21 protein-coding genes are annotated in these 15,957 nt (G+C 72.9%); 16 read left to right on the forward strand and 5 right to left on the reverse strand.

The window, feature by feature from the left end; genetic code table 11:
- The first annotated feature begins 26 nt into the window (after positions 1-26).
- From aat to JX575_RS00475, 3 genes are all read left to right on the forward strand, one after another.
- Positions 27-713 carry a leucyl/phenylalanyl-tRNA--protein transferase gene (gene aat, locus JX575_RS00465; protein ID WP_313960512.1) on the forward strand — a complete coding sequence of 229 codons (687 nt, stop codon included), beginning with the start codon at positions 27-29 and terminating at the stop codon, positions 711-713.
- Positions 714-788: 75 nt separating this feature from the next.
- Complete coding sequence (locus tag JX575_RS00470) at positions 789-1,268, forward strand: hypothetical protein (RefSeq protein ID WP_186339762.1); 480 nt, start codon at positions 789-791, stop codon at positions 1,266-1,268.
- Positions 1,269-1,343: 75 nt separating this feature from the next.
- The gene (locus JX575_RS00475; protein ID WP_186339763.1) at positions 1,344-1,733 is read left to right on the forward strand and encodes a ClpX C4-type zinc finger protein; all 390 of its coding nucleotides are present in this window, start codon (positions 1,344-1,346) and stop codon (positions 1,731-1,733) included.
- Between the two features lie 142 nt (positions 1,734-1,875).
- On the opposite strand, the gene JX575_RS00480 is transcribed toward JX575_RS00475, so the two are convergent.
- On the reverse strand, positions 1,876-2,757 hold the full coding sequence (locus JX575_RS00480) for an Fpg/Nei family DNA glycosylase (protein ID WP_186339764.1): 882 nt from the start codon (positions 2,755-2,757) through the stop codon (positions 1,876-1,878).
- A gap of 55 nt (positions 2,758-2,812) precedes the next feature.
- Here JX575_RS00480 and JX575_RS00485 point away from each other — a divergent pair, with 55 nt between their 5' ends.
- The gene (locus JX575_RS00485; protein WP_186340440.1) at positions 2,813-2,971 is read left to right on the forward strand and encodes a hypothetical protein; all 159 of its coding nucleotides are present in this window, start codon (positions 2,813-2,815) and stop codon (positions 2,969-2,971) included.
- A 57-nt stretch (positions 2,972-3,028) separates the two neighbouring features.
- Positions 3,029-4,234 carry an ATP-binding protein gene (locus JX575_RS00490; RefSeq protein ID WP_186339765.1) on the forward strand — a complete coding sequence of 402 codons (1,206 nt, stop codon included), beginning with the start codon at positions 3,029-3,031 and terminating at the stop codon, positions 4,232-4,234.
- Between the two features lie 6 nt (positions 4,235-4,240).
- Here JX575_RS00490 and JX575_RS00495 read toward each other — a convergent pair whose 3' ends face one another.
- Positions 4,241-5,659 (reverse strand): NAD(P)/FAD-dependent oxidoreductase, encoded by a 1,419-nt coding sequence (locus JX575_RS00495; protein WP_186339766.1) that lies wholly within the window; start codon positions 5,657-5,659, stop codon positions 4,241-4,243.
- A gap of 186 nt (positions 5,660-5,845) precedes the next feature.
- On the opposite strand from JX575_RS00495, the gene JX575_RS00500 reads away from it, so the two are divergent.
- Positions 5,846-6,829, forward strand: coding sequence for a TerC/Alx family metal homeostasis membrane protein (locus tag JX575_RS00500; protein ID WP_186339767.1), 984 nt, complete (start codon positions 5,846-5,848; stop codon positions 6,827-6,829).
- Here JX575_RS00500 and JX575_RS00505 read toward each other — a convergent pair.
- Positions 6,798-7,625 carry an endo alpha-1,4 polygalactosaminidase gene (locus JX575_RS00505; RefSeq protein WP_186339768.1) on the reverse strand — a complete coding sequence of 276 codons (828 nt, stop codon included), beginning with the start codon at positions 7,623-7,625 and terminating at the stop codon, positions 6,798-6,800. The two genes, JX575_RS00500 and JX575_RS00505, sit on opposite strands and share 32 nt — an antisense overlap.
- A 251-nt stretch (positions 7,626-7,876) precedes the next feature.
- Here JX575_RS00505 and JX575_RS00510 point away from each other — a divergent pair, with 251 nt between their 5' ends.
- The 10 genes from JX575_RS00510 to JX575_RS00555 all read left to right on the forward strand — a co-directional run bounded on the left by JX575_RS00510 (position 7,877) and on the right by JX575_RS00555 (position 14,187).
- Positions 7,877-8,362: a DUF2087 domain-containing protein gene (locus JX575_RS00510; protein WP_186339769.1), complete on the forward strand. Its 486-nt coding sequence runs from the start codon at positions 7,877-7,879 to the stop codon at positions 8,360-8,362.
- Entirely contained in the window at positions 8,359-8,700 is a 342-nt protein-coding gene (locus JX575_RS00515) for a UBP-type zinc finger domain-containing protein (RefSeq protein WP_186339770.1), read from the forward strand. The genes JX575_RS00510 and JX575_RS00515 overlap by 4 nt, the downstream gene beginning before the upstream one ends.
- A 43-nt stretch (positions 8,701-8,743) precedes the next feature.
- On the forward strand, positions 8,744-9,571 hold the full coding sequence (locus tag JX575_RS00520) for a glycerophosphodiester phosphodiesterase family protein (RefSeq protein WP_186339771.1): 828 nt from the start codon (positions 8,744-8,746) through the stop codon (positions 9,569-9,571).
- A 10-nt stretch (positions 9,572-9,581) separates the two neighbouring features.
- On the forward strand, positions 9,582-10,511 hold the full coding sequence (locus JX575_RS00525; RefSeq protein ID WP_186339772.1) for a DUF5926 family protein: 930 nt from the start codon (positions 9,582-9,584) through the stop codon (positions 10,509-10,511).
- A gap of 271 nt (positions 10,512-10,782) precedes the next feature.
- Positions 10,783-11,106, forward strand: coding sequence for a WXG100 family type VII secretion target (locus tag JX575_RS00530; protein ID WP_186339773.1), 324 nt, complete (start codon positions 10,783-10,785; stop codon positions 11,104-11,106).
- Between the two features lie 3 nt (positions 11,107-11,109).
- Complete coding sequence (locus JX575_RS00535; protein ID WP_186339774.1) at positions 11,110-11,412, forward strand: WXG100 family type VII secretion target; 303 nt, start codon at positions 11,110-11,112, stop codon at positions 11,410-11,412.
- Positions 11,409-12,758 carry an HNH/ENDO VII family nuclease gene (locus JX575_RS00540; RefSeq protein ID WP_186339775.1) on the forward strand — a complete coding sequence of 450 codons (1,350 nt, stop codon included), beginning with the start codon at positions 11,409-11,411 and terminating at the stop codon, positions 12,756-12,758. Before JX575_RS00535 ends, JX575_RS00540 begins: the two co-directional genes overlap by 4 nt.
- 81 nt (positions 12,759-12,839) lie before the next feature.
- The gene (locus JX575_RS00545) at positions 12,840-13,412 is read left to right on the forward strand and encodes a hypothetical protein (protein ID WP_186339776.1); all 573 of its coding nucleotides are present in this window, start codon (positions 12,840-12,842) and stop codon (positions 13,410-13,412) included.
- A 66-nt stretch (positions 13,413-13,478) separates the two neighbouring features.
- Entirely contained in the window at positions 13,479-13,829 is a 351-nt protein-coding gene (locus tag JX575_RS00550; protein WP_186339777.1) for a DUF2185 domain-containing protein, read from the forward strand.
- Between the two features lies 1 nt (position 13,830).
- Complete coding sequence (locus JX575_RS00555; RefSeq protein WP_186339778.1) at positions 13,831-14,187, forward strand: hypothetical protein; 357 nt, start codon at positions 13,831-13,833, stop codon at positions 14,185-14,187.
- A gap of 40 nt (positions 14,188-14,227) precedes the next feature.
- Here the strand turns inward: JX575_RS00555 and JX575_RS00560 are convergent, their stop codons facing one another.
- Positions 14,228-14,602 (reverse strand): cyclic nucleotide-binding domain-containing protein, encoded by a 375-nt coding sequence (locus tag JX575_RS00560; RefSeq protein WP_186339779.1) that lies wholly within the window; start codon positions 14,600-14,602, stop codon positions 14,228-14,230.
- Between the two features lie 43 nt (positions 14,603-14,645).
- Positions 14,646-15,872, reverse strand: coding sequence for an arginine deiminase (locus tag JX575_RS00565; RefSeq protein WP_186339780.1), 1,227 nt, complete (start codon positions 15,870-15,872; stop codon positions 14,646-14,648).
- Positions 15,873-15,957: the final 85 nt, after the last annotated feature.

Below are 15,957 nucleotides of genomic sequence, written 5' to 3' on the forward strand. Positions count from 1 at the left end.
TTGGACCGTTCGCTACCGTGCGAAACGTGCCCATCGCCCCCGCTCCGACGCCGTGGGGCTTCCCCCCACGCTCGACGTGGGACCCGGACGACGACCTCGTCGCCCTGGGCGCCGACCTCGAGCCGGGCACCCTGGTCACCGCCTACGCCCTCGGCCTCTTCCCGATGCCGGTGACCCTGGACGGCGAGGAGCACCTGGGCTGGTTCTCGCCCGTCGAGCGCGGGGTGCTGCCGCTCGACGGGCTGCGCGTCTCACGCTCGCTGCGCCGCTCCGCGCGCGACTTCGAGATCCGCATCGACACCGCGTTCGACGAGGTCATCTCCGCGTGCGGCAGCCGCGATCGCCCCGACGGCTGGATCACGCCCGAGTTCCGCCACGCCTACGCGCGCCTGCACCGCCTCGGCTGGGCCCACTCGGTCGAGGCGTGGCGCGACGGCGAGCTCGCCGGCGGGCTCTACGGCGTCAGCGTCGGCGGCCTCTTCGCGGGGGAGTCGATGTTCCACCGCGAGCGCGACGCGTCGAAGGTGGCGCTGCTGGCGCTGGTCGAGCTGATGAGCGACCGGTACGCCGACCGGCGGGTGCTCGACGTGCAGTGGCAGACCCCCCACCTGGCCTCGCTGGGCGTCGTACGACGCCCGCGCGAGGACTACCTCGAGTCGCTGGGCCGCTGCCTCGACCTCCCGCTCCCGGAGCCCTTCGGGATGGACGAGTAGGGACGGTCGCGAGAGGGTGGACGCCCGCGCGACGCGACTGCCTGGTGGGACGTGCCCCACCGGAGGGGACCCGAGATGACCATCCATGCCCGGCTCGGTCTGGCGGGCGCCGCGGTGCTGCTCGCAGCCACCTCCGCGTGCGGGGCGGGCGAGCCTCCCACCGACGCCGACGAGGACCGCTTCTGCGACACGGCCGACAGCCTGATGTCCGGTCTGCTGCCGGAGGACCCGACCGACTCCGAGCTGCCGAGGGACGAGGACATGGCGCGCGCCGTGCGGGACTGGGGCGCGCGGATGGAGGAGGTCGGCACCCCGGCCGGCATCCCCGACGAGGCGCGCAAGGGCTTCGAGGCGGTCGTCGAGCAGGCCAAGGGGATGGACGCCTCCGACTTCTCGCTCGAGACGCTGAGGGAGCTCGAGGGCGGCGGCGCCGACTCCTCGGAGCAGGTGCAGGCGCAGACCGACGCCTTCGGCGACTACCTGGCCGAGACCTGCGGCGACCCGATCGACGACCTCGAGATGCCCGAGCTCGAGGGTCCGGACGCCGTCGGCTGACGACCGCGCCGGCCGGCGTCGGGGCCGCGGCCCGGGCCGTACGATGTCGCGCAGTGCCGGTGAGGGAGGAAGTGGATGGCGATCGCGCGCGGGGGCAGGATCTGCTCGTTCTGTGGCGAGCCCGGAGGACCGGACACCGACCTGCGCCTGATCGGCGGGCTCGGCGCCCAGGTGTGCGAGCGGTGCGTCGACGACTTCCATGCGCTCCTCCACGACGAGGCCAGCTGGCGGGCCGCCCGCGCGGAGATGCCGTGGGAGCGGATGGGCCAGGCCGAGCTGCTCGCGACGCTGCCGCGGATCCTCGCCTCGGCCGAGCAGAACGTCGCGTTCGCCCAGGAGTGGGTCGACCTGCTCCGCGAGCGGGCCATCTCGTGGGCGGAGATCGGGCGTGCGCTGGGCGTCTCGCGACAGGCGGCGTGGGAGCGATTCTCGCGCCGGACGCCCGACAAGGGCGCCACGGCGTGAGAGGATCCCTCTCGTCAGGCTAGGCTTGACGCGCGAGGTGCCGGTAGGGCTGTCACGGGGGTGGGCCTGACCGGCGCCTTCGCACCACGGGCCCCGACAGATGTCGCCCGTGCCCCGGGACGGCCCAGGACGATGACGGCGGCTACTTCAGCAGCCGCGACATCCGGCGGTCGGCGAGCGGCTTCCCGCCGGTCTGGCAGGTCGGGCAGTACTGCAGGCTCGAGTCGGCGAACGACACCTCGCGCACGACGTCGCCGCAGACCGGGCAGGCCTGCCCGGTGCGGCCGTGCACGGCGAGGTTGCTCTTCTTCTCGCCCTTGAGCTCGCTCGCCGCGAGCCCGCTGGAGCGCTGGACGGCGTCGCCCAGCGTGTCGCGGATGGCGCCGTAGAGGGTCTGGAGCTCGGTCTCGTCGAGGCTGTTGGCGGGCTTGAACGGTGACATCCGCGCGGCGTGCAGGATCTCGTCGGAGTAGGCGTTGCCGATGCCCGCGACGATCGACTGCATGCGCAGCACGCCCTTGATCTGCTTGCGCCCCTCGGCCTCGAGGATGCGCTGCAGCGCCTCGACGGTGAAGTCGTCGGACAGCGGGTCGGGCCCGAGCCGGGCGACCCCCTCGATCTCCTGCGGGTCGCGGACGACGTAGATCGCCAGGCCCTTGCGTGTGCCGGCCTCGGTGATGTCGAGACCCGGCTGCGCGTCGAGGTCGGGGTCGTCGATGACGATCCGGGCGGCGAGCGGGTTCTTGCTGTTGGGTCGCGCCGGCAGGACCGGCACCTCGTCGCGCCAGCGGATCCAGCCCGCGCGGGCGAGGTGGATGACCACGTGCACCCCGCTGGCGTCGATGTCGAGGAACTTGCCGTGGCGCGTCACCGAGTCGACCAGCGTGCCGTGCAGGGCCTGCAGCGGCGGGTCGAACGTCTTGAGGGCGCTGAAGGCGGCCAGGTCGACGCGGCTGATGGCGCGGCCCACCAGGCGACCGCGCAGGTCCTGGACGAGGGCTTCCACCTCGGGCAGCTCGGGCACGCACCGAGTCTAGGCAGGTCTTCTCGGATCGAGGTGGTGCGCGTCACCATGGCCCATGGTCCAGCCGCGTGTGCCTCGCACCGGGACGGTCTTCCTCGACCGCCGCGGCGACGACCGCTCGCTCCGGGTCACGCGGCACCAGGAGTCGCAGCTCGTGGTGCTGTCGCTGTGGCGTGACAACGTCTGCGCCGGCCGGAGCCCCGAGGCGGGCTGACTCGCCGACTATCGGGCGATCTAGGGATCGGCCTAGACGCGCCGATAGCGTGTGATCGTGGACCCGATCCGGAACCCCTACGCCCCCGGCGCGGGCCAGCGCCCGCCCGAGCTCGCCGGCCGCGACGAGCAGCTCGCGGCGTTCGACGTGGTGCTCGAGCGGGTGGCCAAGGCGCGCCCCGAGCGCAGCCTGGTCCTGACCGGCCTGCGCGGCGTCGGCAAGACGGTGCTGCTCAACGCGCTGCGCGGCGCGGCCGTGCGCAAGGGCTGGGGCACCGGCAAGCTCGAGGCCCGCCCGGGGCAGACCCTGCGGCGCCCGCTGAGCAGTGCGCTGCACCAGGCCGTGCGCGAGCTCGGCCACGGCGACGAGGAGTCCGTCGACCACGTCCTGGGCGTGGTCAAGTCGTTCGCCCACCGTGACGCCGGCGTGGGCGCGAGGCTGAAGGACCAGTGGAGCCCCGGCATCGACGCCGCCGCCGTACGCGGTCGGGCCGACTCCGGCGACATCGAGATCGACCTCGTCGAGCTCTTCACCGACCTGGGCGGTCTCGCCGCCGACGTCGGCAAGGGCGTCGCGGTCTTCGTCGACGAGATGCAGGACCTCGGGCCCGACGACGTGTCCGCCCTCTGCGCCGCCTGCCACGAGCTCAGCCAGTCGGGGCTGCCGGTCATCGTCGTCGGCGCCGGGCTCCCGCACCTGCCGGCCGTGCTGAGTGCCAGCAAGTCCTACAGCGAGCGGCTGTTCCGCTACCAGCGCATCGACCGGCTCTCCCGCGAGGCCGCCGACCGGGCGCTGGAGGCCCCCGCGGCCGACGAGGACGCGGCCTACGAGCCCGACGCGCTCGCCGCGATGTACGACGCGACCGGCGGCTACCCCTACTTCATCCAGGCCTACGGCAAGGCGGTGTGGGACCTCGCGCCACGCTCGCCGATCACCGCCGCCGACGTCGCCGTGGCGGCGCCCGAGGCCGAGTCGGAGCTGGCCGTGGGGTTCTTCGGCTCGCGCTACGAGCGGGCGACGCCGGGGGAGCGCGACTACCTGATGGCGATGGCCGACGTCGCGATCGCGCAGGCCGCCGACGGCGAGGCCGAGGGCGACGCGGTGCTCAGCGCCGACGTCGCCGCCGCGCTCGGCAAGAAGCCGCAGTCGCTCTCGCCCGCGCGCGACTCGCTGCTCAAGAAGGGCCTCGTCTACTCCGGGGAGCGCGGCCGCATCGCGTTCACCGTCCCCCACTTCGGGCGCTACCTGCGCGAGCGCGGCTGAGGCCGCTCAGTCGACGGGCGGGGGCGTCCGCAGCTCGCGCGGCAGCTCCTCGAGCAGCCGCAGCCAGAGCTCGGCCGCGGTCGGGAACGACGCCACGGCGTGGCGCAGCACGTGCACGGGCACCCCGCCCGTGATCGCCACGGTCGCGGCGTGGAGCAGCTCGCCCGCGCGGACGCCGACGAAGGTCGCGCCGAGCAGCAGGCGCGTACGCCGGTCGACGACGAGCTGGGCGTCGCCGACCACGTGGTCGCGCAGCAGCGCGGTGCCGGAGGCGGACGACGTCGGCACCCGGCTGACCACGACGTCGTGGCCGGCCGCGCGCGCCTCCGCCTCGGTGAGCCCGACGCTCGCGACCTCGGGCTCGGTGAAGACGACCTGCGGCACCGGCGCCTCGCGGTCGGGCTCCCAGGCGACGTCGCCGGCCGCGGCGGCTGCGATCCGGGCGCCGACGAGGCGGGCCTGGTGCTTGCCCCAGTGGGTCAGCGGCGGGCCGCCGCTGGCGTCGCCGACGGCGTGCAGCCACTCCGGCAGCCGCCCCGACGTCACGTCGTCGGGGGTCAGTCCCACCGACGACAGGCCCAGGTCGTCGAGGCGCGGGGTCCTGCCGATCGCCAGCAGCACCTCGTCGGCCTCCAGCTCGCCGCCCGAGGTGGTGAGCGTGACGGTGCCGCCGTGGACGCGTCCGGTGCCGGTCGCGGCGGGGTCGGCGCGGCGTACGGACTCGACGGAGGTGTCGAGCAGCACCGTCACGCCCCGCTCGCGCAGGCTCGCCAGCACCGCCTCGCCGGCGAACGGCTCGGTCCGGTCGAGGAGCCGCGGGCCGCGGACGACGAGGGTGACCGACGAGCCGAGGGCGCTCATCCAGGTCGCCGCCTCGCAGGCCACCACGCCCCCGCCGACGACAGCCAGCCGGTCGGGCACCTCGACCACGCCCGTCGCGTCGCGCGAGCCCCACGGCAGCGCGTCGGCGTAGGCGTCGGGGACGCGGGCATCGCTGCCCGTGGCGATCACGACCGCCCGTCGTGCGCGCAGCAGCAGGTCGCCGTCGGCGGAGGACACCCGCACGGTCCGCTCACCGCTCAACCGGGCGTCGCCGCGCACCACGGCGATCCCGGCACCGCCGGCCCACTGCGCCTGCCCGGAGTCGTCGTAGTGGGAGACCCACGTGTCGCGGCGCTCGAGGAGCGCCTTGGGAGCGACCCGCGCGGTCGAGACGCCGGGCAGGTCGCCGGTGATGTCGGCCGCGGCGACCGGGCGCAGCAGGGCCTTGCTGGGGATGCACGCCCAATAGCTGCACTCGCCGCCGAGCAGCTCGCGCTCCACGATGGCGGCGGTCATCGTGGTGCCCTCCACGGCGTACTGGGCGGCGTTCTCGCCCGCGGGTCCGCCCCCGATGACCACGACGTCGTACTCGACTGTCTCCATGCGGGGACGATACGGCGTGCCGCCGCCCAGGTGGGTGGCGCTTGCACCTTCAACTACCATGTGCCGTCGAGGGGAGTACCCCATCAACCATCGCCGGTCACTACGGCGCCTCCGCAGGCGCCCCGGCGGAGACCACGGCAGGGCCGCGGCGGGAGAGACCTCAGGAGCTCATTCCTGAGGAGACCCATGTCGTCCATCGCGTCACCCACCCTGTGGTTCATCACCCTCGCGGCCGTGCTCGCGCTGCTGGTGGTCGACTTCGTCGCCACCCGCCGCCCGCACGAGGTCTCGATGCGCGAGGCGATCGCGTGGTCGGCGTTCTACCTCGCCCTGCCGCTGGCGTTCGGCCTCTACGTGTGGACCACCCACGGCGGCGACCGCGGGCTGGAGTACTACACCGGCTACCTGGTCGAGAAGACGTTGAGCGTGGACAACCTCTTCGTCTTCATGCTGCTGCTCGCTGCCTTCGCGGTGCCCGAGGTGCTCAAGCAGCGGGTGCTGCTCTACGGCATCGTCGGGGCCCTGGTGCTGCGCGGCATCTTCATCGCCCTCGGTGCGGCCGCGCTCTCGCGCTTCGACTGGGTGTTCCTGGTCTTCGGCGCGATCCTGCTCGCCACCGGCGCCAAGCTGCTGCGCGACGCGATCCGCGGGCAGGAGCACGAGGTCGACGTCGCCCAGATGCGCGTGGTCCGCGTGATGCGCCGGATCATGCCGGTCTCCGACAGCTACGAGGGCACCCGCTTCACCGTCGTGCGCGACGGCGCCCGCGCGCTGACCCCGTTCGCGCTGGTGACGGTCGCCGTGCTCGCCACCGACATCGTCTTCGCCGTGGACTCGGTGCCCGCGGTCTACGGCATCACCGGCGACCCCTACCTGGTCTTCGTCACCAACGCCTTCGCCCTGCTCGGCCTGCGCGCGCTCTACTTCGTGCTCGAGGGCGCCCTCGGCGCGCTGCGGCACCTGAGCTACGGCCTGGCCGCGATCCTCGGCTTCATCGGCGCCAAGCTGGTGCTGCACTGGGCCCACCTGGTGTGGCCGTCGGTCCTCGACGTGCCCACCCTCGCCTCCCTGGTGGTCATCGTCGCCATCCTCGCCGCGACCATCGCCTCGAGCCTGTGGGCCAACCGCCGCGAGCGGCTCAGCACCAGCGACGTACGCCAGCGGGTGTGACGCCGCGGTCGCGCAGCACGACGGCCAGTCGGTCGCCGTGCTCGCGGCACGTCGCGGAGAAGTCGCGGGTCCGGTACTCCACGACCAGCACCCGGTCTCCGAAGGAGTCGACGTAGCGGTCGCACTCCGCATATCGGCCGCACTCCTCGGCGACGGCGAAGTCGAAGCCGGCCTGCGTGCCGTCCCAGTCGTCCCAGTTCTTCTGGCCCGCGGCCAGGCCGACCCGGTGGGCCTTTGCGACGAGCAACCGGGCGAACGCGCGCGCGTGCCGCGCCCGGATCAGCCCGCGGCTGCGGGAGAAGGAGTCGAGGTTGTCGTACTCCACGGCGTCGAAGCCGTCGCGCGCGCAGCCACGGGTCCAGCGCCCGACGACGCGGGCCAGCCGCTCGCGCGTGGCGGGGGTGCGGATGTCGAGGAGCCGCTCGCCCCACGCCTCGTCGACCACGGGCCGGCCGCCGTGGGTGAGGAGCAGATCGGCGTGCCGGCGCCAGAAGCGTCGCTCTCCGGGCTGGGTCTGGAAGCCGTTGACGTAGCAGACGTTGTAGCGACCCGGAGCGGGCTCGGCCGCCCGGTCACGCACCACGATCCCGACGTGGTCGGGCAGCGCGGCGACGCCGCCGAGCTGGTAGTCGACGTCGGTGCCGACCGGCAGCGGCACCGGCAGCGGCTCGGCGTATGCCGCCGGGGCGAGGGTCACGGCCAGCAGGAGCGCGGCCAGCAGGGCACCGGTGCGTCGTACGCCCGGTCGCGGGCGCGCGCGACGGTGGACGCGGACTCCTGGCCTCGGTGACGGCATGGGCACAGTCTGGGTGCTGCCGACACCCCTGTCAGTCGGCGGCGATGCCGACAACGTCGTTGCCGTGACCGGTGAGTCTCTGGGAGACTCACCGGCGAGGGCGCCGTCCACCGCCCAGCCCGTCGCGTCGGCCCCAGTCCGCGCAGCCCGGCGAAGGGGAGCAGATCCTCGGACGCATCCACCGGATCAGGTCAGATCGTCGCCCGCTGCAGCGGCGCACTGGGGGCGCAGCGCAGTCGAAGGTGATGACAGTGACCAGGGACAGTGACTTCAAGCGCGTCGTGCGGGCGCGCATGGCGGAGACCGGCGAGGGCTACGCCGCCGCGCGGGCAGCGCTCGAGCAGGAGGCGTACGACGCCGCGCTCGCCGAGCAGCGGCGCGTCGTCGACCGGTTCGTGCGCGACGGGCGCCTCGCGCGGGTGCCGGCGAAGCGCACGGTGCGCGCGGCGGTGCTGCTCGAGGTGCTCAGCCGCTTCGAGCCCGGCCGCGACTACTCCGAGCCCGAGGTCAACGACGTCTTGCGCGGTGTCCACGAGGACGTCGCCTACCTGCGCCGCGAGCTGGTGAACTACCACTACCTCCAGCGCGCGGACGGTCGCTACCGGACAGCCGCGCAGGCGCCGATCCGCTCCGTGGTCGAGCGCCAGGAGATCCCCGACTGGGAGGCGCACTGGCTGCCCGGGTTCCTCGCGGGGGCCTTCCCCCGTGCGCAGCGGACGGGCAGGCTGGGACCGTGACGGCTGGGATCGATCCGGAGGTGCCCCCGTCGGGGCCGGGGTGCGTGGAGTGTGAGGAGGCCGGCGGCTGGTGGGTGCACCTGCGACGGTGCGCCCAGTGCGGGCACGTGGGGTGCTGCGACTCCAGCCCGTCCCAGCACGCGACGGCGCACCACCGGGCGACCGGTCATCCGGTGATCCAGAGCTTCGAGCCGGGCGAGGACTGGTACTGGGACTTCGACCGCTCCGTCGGCGTGACGGGCCCGCGGCTGGCCGACCCGCAGAGCCGGCCGGAGGACCAGCCGGTGCCGGGACCCGCCGGCCGGGTGCCCGACGACTGGCGCGACCACGTCCGCTGATGCCCCCGGGGTCGCCCCTGCTGGCCCATGGCATGCTCGATCCATGCGACGTACGCGGCGCGCCCGCGCCACCCGCACGGCCGACCCCCGACGGCGGCCGCAGGTGGTGGCCCACCGGGGCAGCAGCCACGCGAACCCCGAGCACACGCTGACGGCCTACGTGAAGGCCCTCGACGAGGGGGCGGAGGCGCTCGAGTGCGACGTGCGGCTCACCGCCGACGGGCACCTCGTGTGCGTGCACGACCGCGACCTGCGGCGGACGGCCGCCACCCAGGGGATCGTCTCGACGATGAACCTGGCCGAGCTCGACGAGCTCGACTTCGCGTCGTGGAAGAACCCGTGGTCCGACCTCGACGACGAGGCCCCCGACCGCGACCCCGAGGCGGGCAAGGTGCTCACCCTGCGCCGGCTGCTGGAGACGGTGGCCGACTACGACCGGCGCGTCGAGCTCGCCATCGAGACCAAGCACCCCACCCGCTACGGCGGGCTGGTCGAGCGGCGGCTGCTGGACACGCTGGGCGACTTCGGGTGGGACGGCCCCGGCTCGCCGGCGCGGGTGATGAGCTTCTCCCTCAACGCCGTCAACCGGGTCCGACGGCTCGCGCCGGCGCTCGACGTGGTCCTGCTGATCGAGAAGGCGCACCGCTGGCCGGTGCTGCGACCGGTCGCCGGCGACGACTGGATCATCGGGCCCGGAATCCGCGAGCTGCGCGACCACCCCGGCCTGGGTCGGCACCTGGTCGCCGACGGCCGCGAGATCCACGTCTGGACCGTCAACACCGCCGACGACCTCGAGCTGTGCCTCGACCTGGGTGTGGCGGCCGTCATCAGCGACCGGCCGGCCTACATGCTGGAGCTGCTGGACGGATAGGTTCTCGGGCATGGCCAAGAAGTCCCGCACCCGCGCCCAGTCCGCTCCCGCCCCCGGCGAGGTCGGCCCCCGCCAGCCCTGCCCCTGCGGGTCGGGCAAGCGCTACAAGGCGTGCCACGGGGCGGCCGGCGGCGCCGCTCCGACGTTCGTCGCGCGCCCCTTCGAGGGGATGCCGAGCGAGTGCGACGTGATCGCCCTGCGCGAGCTCGTCCCGGCCGCGACGGCCCCGCTGACCCTCGCCGAGGGCGAGCGCAACGTCCGCCTCGCCACCCTCCTGCCCGGCGCCGCCCCCGCGATGGTGCGCGACTCCGGTGACATCTGGCTCGGCCTGCAGGTCCAGCACTCCTACGGCAACCCCGCGCGCGACCTCGGAGCCGTCCTCGAGGCCGCGCTGGCCACCGAGGAGCCGGGCATCGTCGGGCTGATGACCGACCCCGGCGACGGCCCGCGCCTCCAGGACCTGATCAGCGACACGAGCCTCGACATCACCCTCCACGACGGGTTCGACTACTGGATCGACGACGTCCCCGAGCGCGACGCCGCGATGGAGGCCGCGCTCGAGCAGGCCAACGCCGGCGTGATGCCGACCAGCCGGCTGTCCTCGGTCGAGGCGGCGTACTGGACCAACGTCGGCACCAAGGAGCACCTGCGCTGGGTGATGCCGCACCCCGAGGACGCCCTGCTCGACGCCCTCGCCCGCCTCCACGCCGCCGGACAGGACTCGATCGCCGACGAGTCGCGCCTGGTCGGGATGTTCCGCGCCCACGGGCTGCTCGCGCCGGTGTGGGACCTCCCCGTCGGCACCGGCGCCGAGGTCCTCGAGGAGCCTGCCGCGCGGTTCGCCGCCGACTTGGAGGAGGCCCTGCGAGGAGGCGAGCTCACCGCCGCCGAGCGGTCCGCGCGAGCGGGGCTGGCCAACCGTCAGGTGACGATCCGGTAAGTCGCGCCCCACCATCTGGCCACGTGGCGAATACAACGAACTCAACGGTTGTGCCCGTGCTCCGGAGCGGAGTAGATTCCTTGGTGCCCGGTCGTTGTTGTTTCCCCCGTCAACAACGACCGGGCTCTTCACGTCCCTCCATCTACCCGGCCACCCTCCTGATGAAACGGGAGACTGCCGCGGAGCGCCGTCGAATTCGGCCTGCTGGAGGGTTCGGCCCCCTCGCGGGTGGGTAGAACCCTGGGTGACCGACTCGGGCAGGGGGCACATCGTGGACCAGGTGCAGGTGATGCACGCGGCCTTCGCGAAGGCGAAGGACGATGTGGACGACGCGGCCGAGCGGCTGCGCACGGACCGGAGCCAGATCGACGGACGCGTGCGCGGCTTCCTGGACGCCGGCTGGTCCGGTGAGGCGGCCGAGTCGTTCTCCGAGGCGTGGGAGGAGTGGAAGGAGTCCGCCGGCGAGGTCCTGACCGGGCTGACGGCGATGCGCGAGCTCCTCGAGGAGACCCACCGCGACTTCATCGCCTCGGACGACTCCTCCCAGCAGCGCCTCGATGCGCTGTCGGCGCGCATCATCGACAGGCTGGGCTGAGCCGTGGCCGGGCGCATCTTCACCATCGACACCGACGACCTCGACGCCGTCATCTCGGATGTGCAGGCGACCGAGAACGCCCTCGAGGCACTGACCAACGACATCGAGAAGCAGGTCGCGGCCCTCCAAGCGGTGTGGGAGGGCCTCGCCGCCGAGGCGCAGGCCGAGGCCCACCAGACGTGGGAGGAGGGCATGCGGGGCATGCGTGCCGCCCTCGCCGAGCTGCGGGCGTCCGCGCGGAACGCCCACACCAACTACACCGGAGCGGCGGACGCCAACGTGAAGATGTGGGAGTCGTTCTCATGAGGATCGAGGTCGACTCCGGGGGCTACACGAGCGCCGCGACCTCGCTCGAGACCGCCAACGGTCTCGCGGCCGACGCCTACGAGACGCTGACCGGGAAGCTCGGCGGGTTCGGCGGCATGGGCGGCGACGACAAGTCCTCGGAGGACTTCGTCCCCCACTACGACTCCGGTGCCGCCGCCGCGGTGACCGCCATCGCCGACCTGGTCACGGCGCTCGGGTCCCTGGCCATCATCGCCGAGGCCTCGGGCGCCAACCACGCCGACGCGGACGCCGGATCGGTCCACGGCAGCAGAGGCGGCCCCGGCGCGCCCGAGGAGGTCGACCCCGTCGAGGTCGCCCCCTACTCGCCACCGACGGCGTCGGGGGCCAACGCGGAGGACACCCCGCAGTTCTGGGACGTCATCCTCGACTACCTCGAGGGCTACACGTGGCCCGGCGCCGACACCGGCCGCCTGGGTCAGGCCGCGTCGGCCTGGGACGCGGCCGCGTCGTCCCTGGACGGTCTGCGGTCCTACTGCGAGGTCGCCACCACCCAGCTCGGCAACCAGCGCTCTCCTGAGATCCCGGCTGCGAAGAAGGCCGTCGGGGAGGTGAAGCAGGCCGCCGCCGACATCGCGAGCGCCTGCCGCGAGCTCGCGACCGCGTGCCGTGACTACGCCAACCAGGTCGAGGAGACCAAGAGCACCGTCAAGGGCCTGATGAAGGACCTCGCGATCGAGGTCGGCGCCACTGTGGTCGTGGCCGGCATCGGGTCGCTGTTCACCGCTGGCGCCGCCGCTGGCGGCGGCGCCGCGCTCATCGCGGCCCGAGCCGCCAACTACGCGCGCCGGGTCATCACGGCGCTGGCGGCCATCCGCGGGGTCCGGGCCGTGTTCACCATCGTCCGCACGGTCGACAAGCTCACCGACGTCACCCGCATCCTGCGCAAGTTCCGCTCCGCCCGCGCGATGCGGCGCCGCCCCACGGGGAAGCTGCCCAAGAAGGGCAAGCCCAACTCCTACGGCTACGACAAGAACGGCGACCGCCTGCCCTACGCGAACTCCCGACCCGACTACGGCAAGGGCCAGGTCGACGAGGTCTGGGAGAACGCCAAGGACGAGAACGGCGAGGTGTGGGTCCTCGACAAGGACGGCAACCTGGTCAAGATCGACTGGCGGCCCGGAGACCCCCAGAAGGACGTGTGGGACATGGGCCACGTGCGCGGCGAGGAGTACCGCAAGCTGCGCGACGAGTACCTGTCCGGCAAGATCACCAAGGAGGAGTTCCTGGAGCGCTACCAAGCCCCCAGGAACTACGAGGTCGCCCACCCCGGGCGAAACCGTTCGCACGTCGACGAGGCTCCCTGACCCGAGCGGCTCCCGGCCCGCACCAGCGCGAACCAGACGGCGTGGGACTGCCGCGACGAGACAGATTGGCACACTGACCCCATGGGACTGTTCAACCGCACCAAGCCTCGTGACACCAGCGCGCTGCACGCAGCCCTGACCCGGGGCACCTACGCGGACTTCGAGAAGGTCTACGACCCGGCGTGGGTGAACTACGAGTACGAGCACGACACCTTGCTGTCGCTGGCCCTGACCAATGACGACTCACCCTCCCGGGTCGCCATCGCCAACCGCCTCCTCGACGACGGCGCCGACGTGCGCAGGGCCATGCTGCTGCACCGCTTCCTGGCCCGCAACGCACACGACTTCGTGGCCGAGGCGCCGCTGCTGAAGCGCCTGCTGGACGCCGGCGCAGACGTCAACGAGGTCGACGCGAAGGTCGGCACCCCACTGGAGACCCTCGCCGCGAAGTTCAAGTTCAGCGACGTCACCCTCACGCCCTTCTACGACGTCCTCCTCGCCCGCCCCGACCTCGACCTGCTGCAGCCCGGCCTGGACGGTCGCACCGTGCTGACCAACCTGCGGAAGTGGTCGGCCAAGCGCGGCGAGCTCGTCATCCGCGCCGAGCAGACCCTCACCGACCGCGGGATACCCGTCCCGCCGCCCGCCCAGTGACAAGCGGCCCTCGCCAGCCGCATCGACGCCGCCACGATCCCACCGCAGACACCACGGAGGCCTCACATGCCGATCGAGTTCATCCCCGCCGCCGGCGCCTGCTTGGCGTCGAAGAACGTGCTGTCCGGTGCCGGCCGCATCAAGTGGATGGTCCGCGAGGAGTCCCGAGCGCGTGCCGACAACGGGTGGCGGATCTTCTCCGACATCGACACCACCGAATACCTCCACGACGCCAGCAACCTCGTCATCACCGACTTCAACTCCGTGTGCGAGCTCGAGCCGGCACTCATCGGCATCTGGAACCTCCCCGTGGGCTCCGACCTGCAGATCGTCGACGAGGGCAACGGCATCGAGGTCGTCGACACCGCCACCGGCCGACCCGTACCCGCCGACCAGCTCTACGTCCCCGGGTCCTGACATGACCTGGCCGCCCGAGGACTCCGCACCCGACCCCGCACCTGACCCCGCAGCGGAGTCGGCAGAGGGCCAGGACGACGAGTTCCTGGCGTTCACCGGAGACCAGGCGTCCGCGGCTCGCCTGCGCGCGAACCTGATCAGCATCGCCGAGGACCATCCGGGCACCGGTGTCGAGGCCGTCGTGGGGGAGGTCCTCGCCGGTCGCCGACCGATCCGCGACCTCGCCGACGATCCGGAGTTCTCCGACGTCATCGCGGTGGGCATGGACGACTACCGCCGCTACCTGTCGTCGCTGACAGCCGACGAGCGGGCCGAGATGGTCGCCGACGCCAAGCACACCACCAGCCCCAGGACGTGACGACCGACGGGGAAGTGGGGCGGCCTCCCGGCGCTCGGACTCAGTCGCTGTCGCGGCTCCCGGCGCCAGCACGCAGCGCCGCTCCGAACGCCGGCATCTCGGCGACCAGTGTCTCGATCGTCTCTCGGGTGAAGTGCACGACCCGCAGCGGCGTCAGGGCCACCACCGTCGCCGAGCGCAGCGTGCGGCCGACGATCGCGGCGGCATCACCGACCGCGGCACCGGGACCGAGGACGGCGACCTCGACACCGCTCTCGCGGACCGAGGCCCGGCCCTCGGTGATGAGGTAGGCCCCCTCCGCGGGAGCCTGCCCGGCGGTCGGCGACCAGCCCTGCGGCAGGCTCAGCGGACGTCCGGCGGCGAGCACGCGCTCGACGTCCGCGGGCCCGAGCCCGTCCAGCATCGACGCGTTCATGCCCCGTCAACGACGCACCGGGCCGAACGTGACGCGCGCCCGTTCAGTCCTCGCGGAGCGGCTGCCGGGCGACCGGGCAGCTCATGCAGCGCGGTCCACCCCGACCGGACCCGAGCTCGGACCCGGCGATGCGGACGACCTCGATCCCGGCGGCCTCGAGCCGGTCGTTGGTCTCGTCGTTGCGCTCGTAGGCCACCGCCACCCGCGGCGCCAGGGCGAGGGTGTTGTTGCCGTCGTCCCACTGCTCGCGCTCGGCCGTGACCGGGTCGAGGCCGGTGTCGATCTGGTGCAGCGTGTCGATCTGCATCGCCTTGGCCGCCGCCACGAGGAACGGCTCGTGGTCGCTGACGTCGAGGGTCAGGTCGGCCTCGCCCGACCCCGGGTCGAGCAGGGTCACCGTGACGGCGCGAAGCGTGTCGGCGACGTTGGGGTACATCACCACCTTGTCCACGTCGACCATGGTGCAGACGGTGTCGAGGTGCATCGTCGCGCGCTCCTGCGCGATCGGCACCGCCAGCACGGTGTGGGCCAGGCCGGCGTGGAACACCTGTCGCGCGAGCCGCTCGACGCCTGCGGGGGTCGTCCGCTCCCCGACGCCGACCGCGATCACGCCCGGCGCGAGCAGCAGGACGTCGCCGCCCTCGACGTGCTCGTTGTGCCAGCCGTGGATCTTGCGGGTGCCGGCGAAGCGGGGGTGCTCGGTGTAGATGAGCTCGGTCAGCTGGGTCTCGCGCTTGCGGGCGGGCATGGCGAGGCTGGTGACGGCCACGCGGTCGCGTACCCAGACGCTGGAGTCGCGGGTGAAGAGCAGGTTGGGGAGCGGGTCGATGAGGAAGTCGTGCGGGTCGAGCAGGCTGGTCACCAGGCCGTGGCCGCCGCGTACCTCGTCGTTGCGGATGCCCGCGGTGAGCACGTCGGTCAGCTCCGCCGGGGCGAGGTCGCGCAGCGCCTGCGCGAGGTAGCGGCGCATGGTGTCGCCGAGGTGCAGCCCTGACAGCGCGCTGGTGATCGCGTGGTTGCGGGCGAGATCGCTCTCGAGGGTCTCGGTGAGCAGGTCGGTCAGGTAGAGCACCTCGACCCCACGGTCGCGCAGCGTCTCGGCGAACGCGTCGTGCTCCTCCTGGGCCCGGCTCACCCACGGGATGCCGTCGAAGAGCAGCCGGTCGTTGTTGCGAGGCGTGAGCCGCTTGAGCTCGTTGCCGGGGCGGTGGAGCATCACGGTGGCCAGGCGGCCGACCTCGCTGTCGGCTCCGTGCGGGGTGGTGACCATGGGCGGGACTCTATCCGGGCTCGGGGGTGCTCGATCGTCCGCGCGGGGGCCGTCGCGTCGGTTCATCAAGGTATGTCGCTCAACC

The organism is Nocardioides sp. zg-1228 (assembly GCF_017086465.1).
Lineage (GTDB): Bacteria > Actinomycetota > Actinomycetes > Propionibacteriales > Nocardioidaceae > Nocardioides.

Bases quoted from the DNA above. Each gene is read 5' to 3' on its own strand.
- JX575_RS00470 (WP_186339762.1), top strand. From the start codon at position 789: ATGACCATCCATGCCCGGCTCGGTCTGGCGGGCGCCGCGGTGCTGCTC.
- JX575_RS00475 (WP_186339763.1), top strand. From the start codon at position 1,344: ATGGCGATCGCGCGCGGGGGCAGGATCTGCTCGTTCTGTGGCGAGCCC.
- JX575_RS00485 (WP_186340440.1), top strand. From the start codon at position 2,813: ATGGTCCAGCCGCGTGTGCCTCGCACCGGGACGGTCTTCCTCGACCGC.
- JX575_RS00495 (WP_186339766.1), bottom strand. From the start codon at position 5,659: ATGGAGACAGTCGAGTACGACGTCGTGGTCATCGGGGGCGGACCCGCG.
- JX575_RS00500 (WP_186339767.1), top strand. From the start codon at position 5,846: ATGTCGTCCATCGCGTCACCCACCCTGTGGTTCATCACCCTCGCGGCC.
- JX575_RS00505 (WP_186339768.1), bottom strand. From the start codon at position 7,625: ATGCCGTCACCGAGGCCAGGAGTCCGCGTCCACCGTCGCGCGCGCCCG.
- JX575_RS00520 (WP_186339771.1), top strand. From the start codon at position 8,744: ATGCGACGTACGCGGCGCGCCCGCGCCACCCGCACGGCCGACCCCCGA.
- JX575_RS00525 (WP_186339772.1), top strand. From the start codon at position 9,582: ATGGCCAAGAAGTCCCGCACCCGCGCCCAGTCCGCTCCCGCCCCCGGC.
- JX575_RS00540 (WP_186339775.1), top strand. From the start codon at position 11,409: ATGAGGATCGAGGTCGACTCCGGGGGCTACACGAGCGCCGCGACCTCG.
- JX575_RS00545 (WP_186339776.1), top strand. From the start codon at position 12,840: ATGGGACTGTTCAACCGCACCAAGCCTCGTGACACCAGCGCGCTGCAC.
- JX575_RS00550 (WP_186339777.1), top strand. From the start codon at position 13,479: ATGCCGATCGAGTTCATCCCCGCCGCCGGCGCCTGCTTGGCGTCGAAG.
- JX575_RS00555 (WP_186339778.1), top strand. From the start codon at position 13,831: ATGACCTGGCCGCCCGAGGACTCCGCACCCGACCCCGCACCTGACCCC.
- JX575_RS00560 (WP_186339779.1), bottom strand. From the start codon at position 14,602: ATGAACGCGTCGATGCTGGACGGGCTCGGGCCCGCGGACGTCGAGCGC.
- JX575_RS00565 (WP_186339780.1), bottom strand. From the start codon at position 15,872: ATGGTCACCACCCCGCACGGAGCCGACAGCGAGGTCGGCCGCCTGGCC.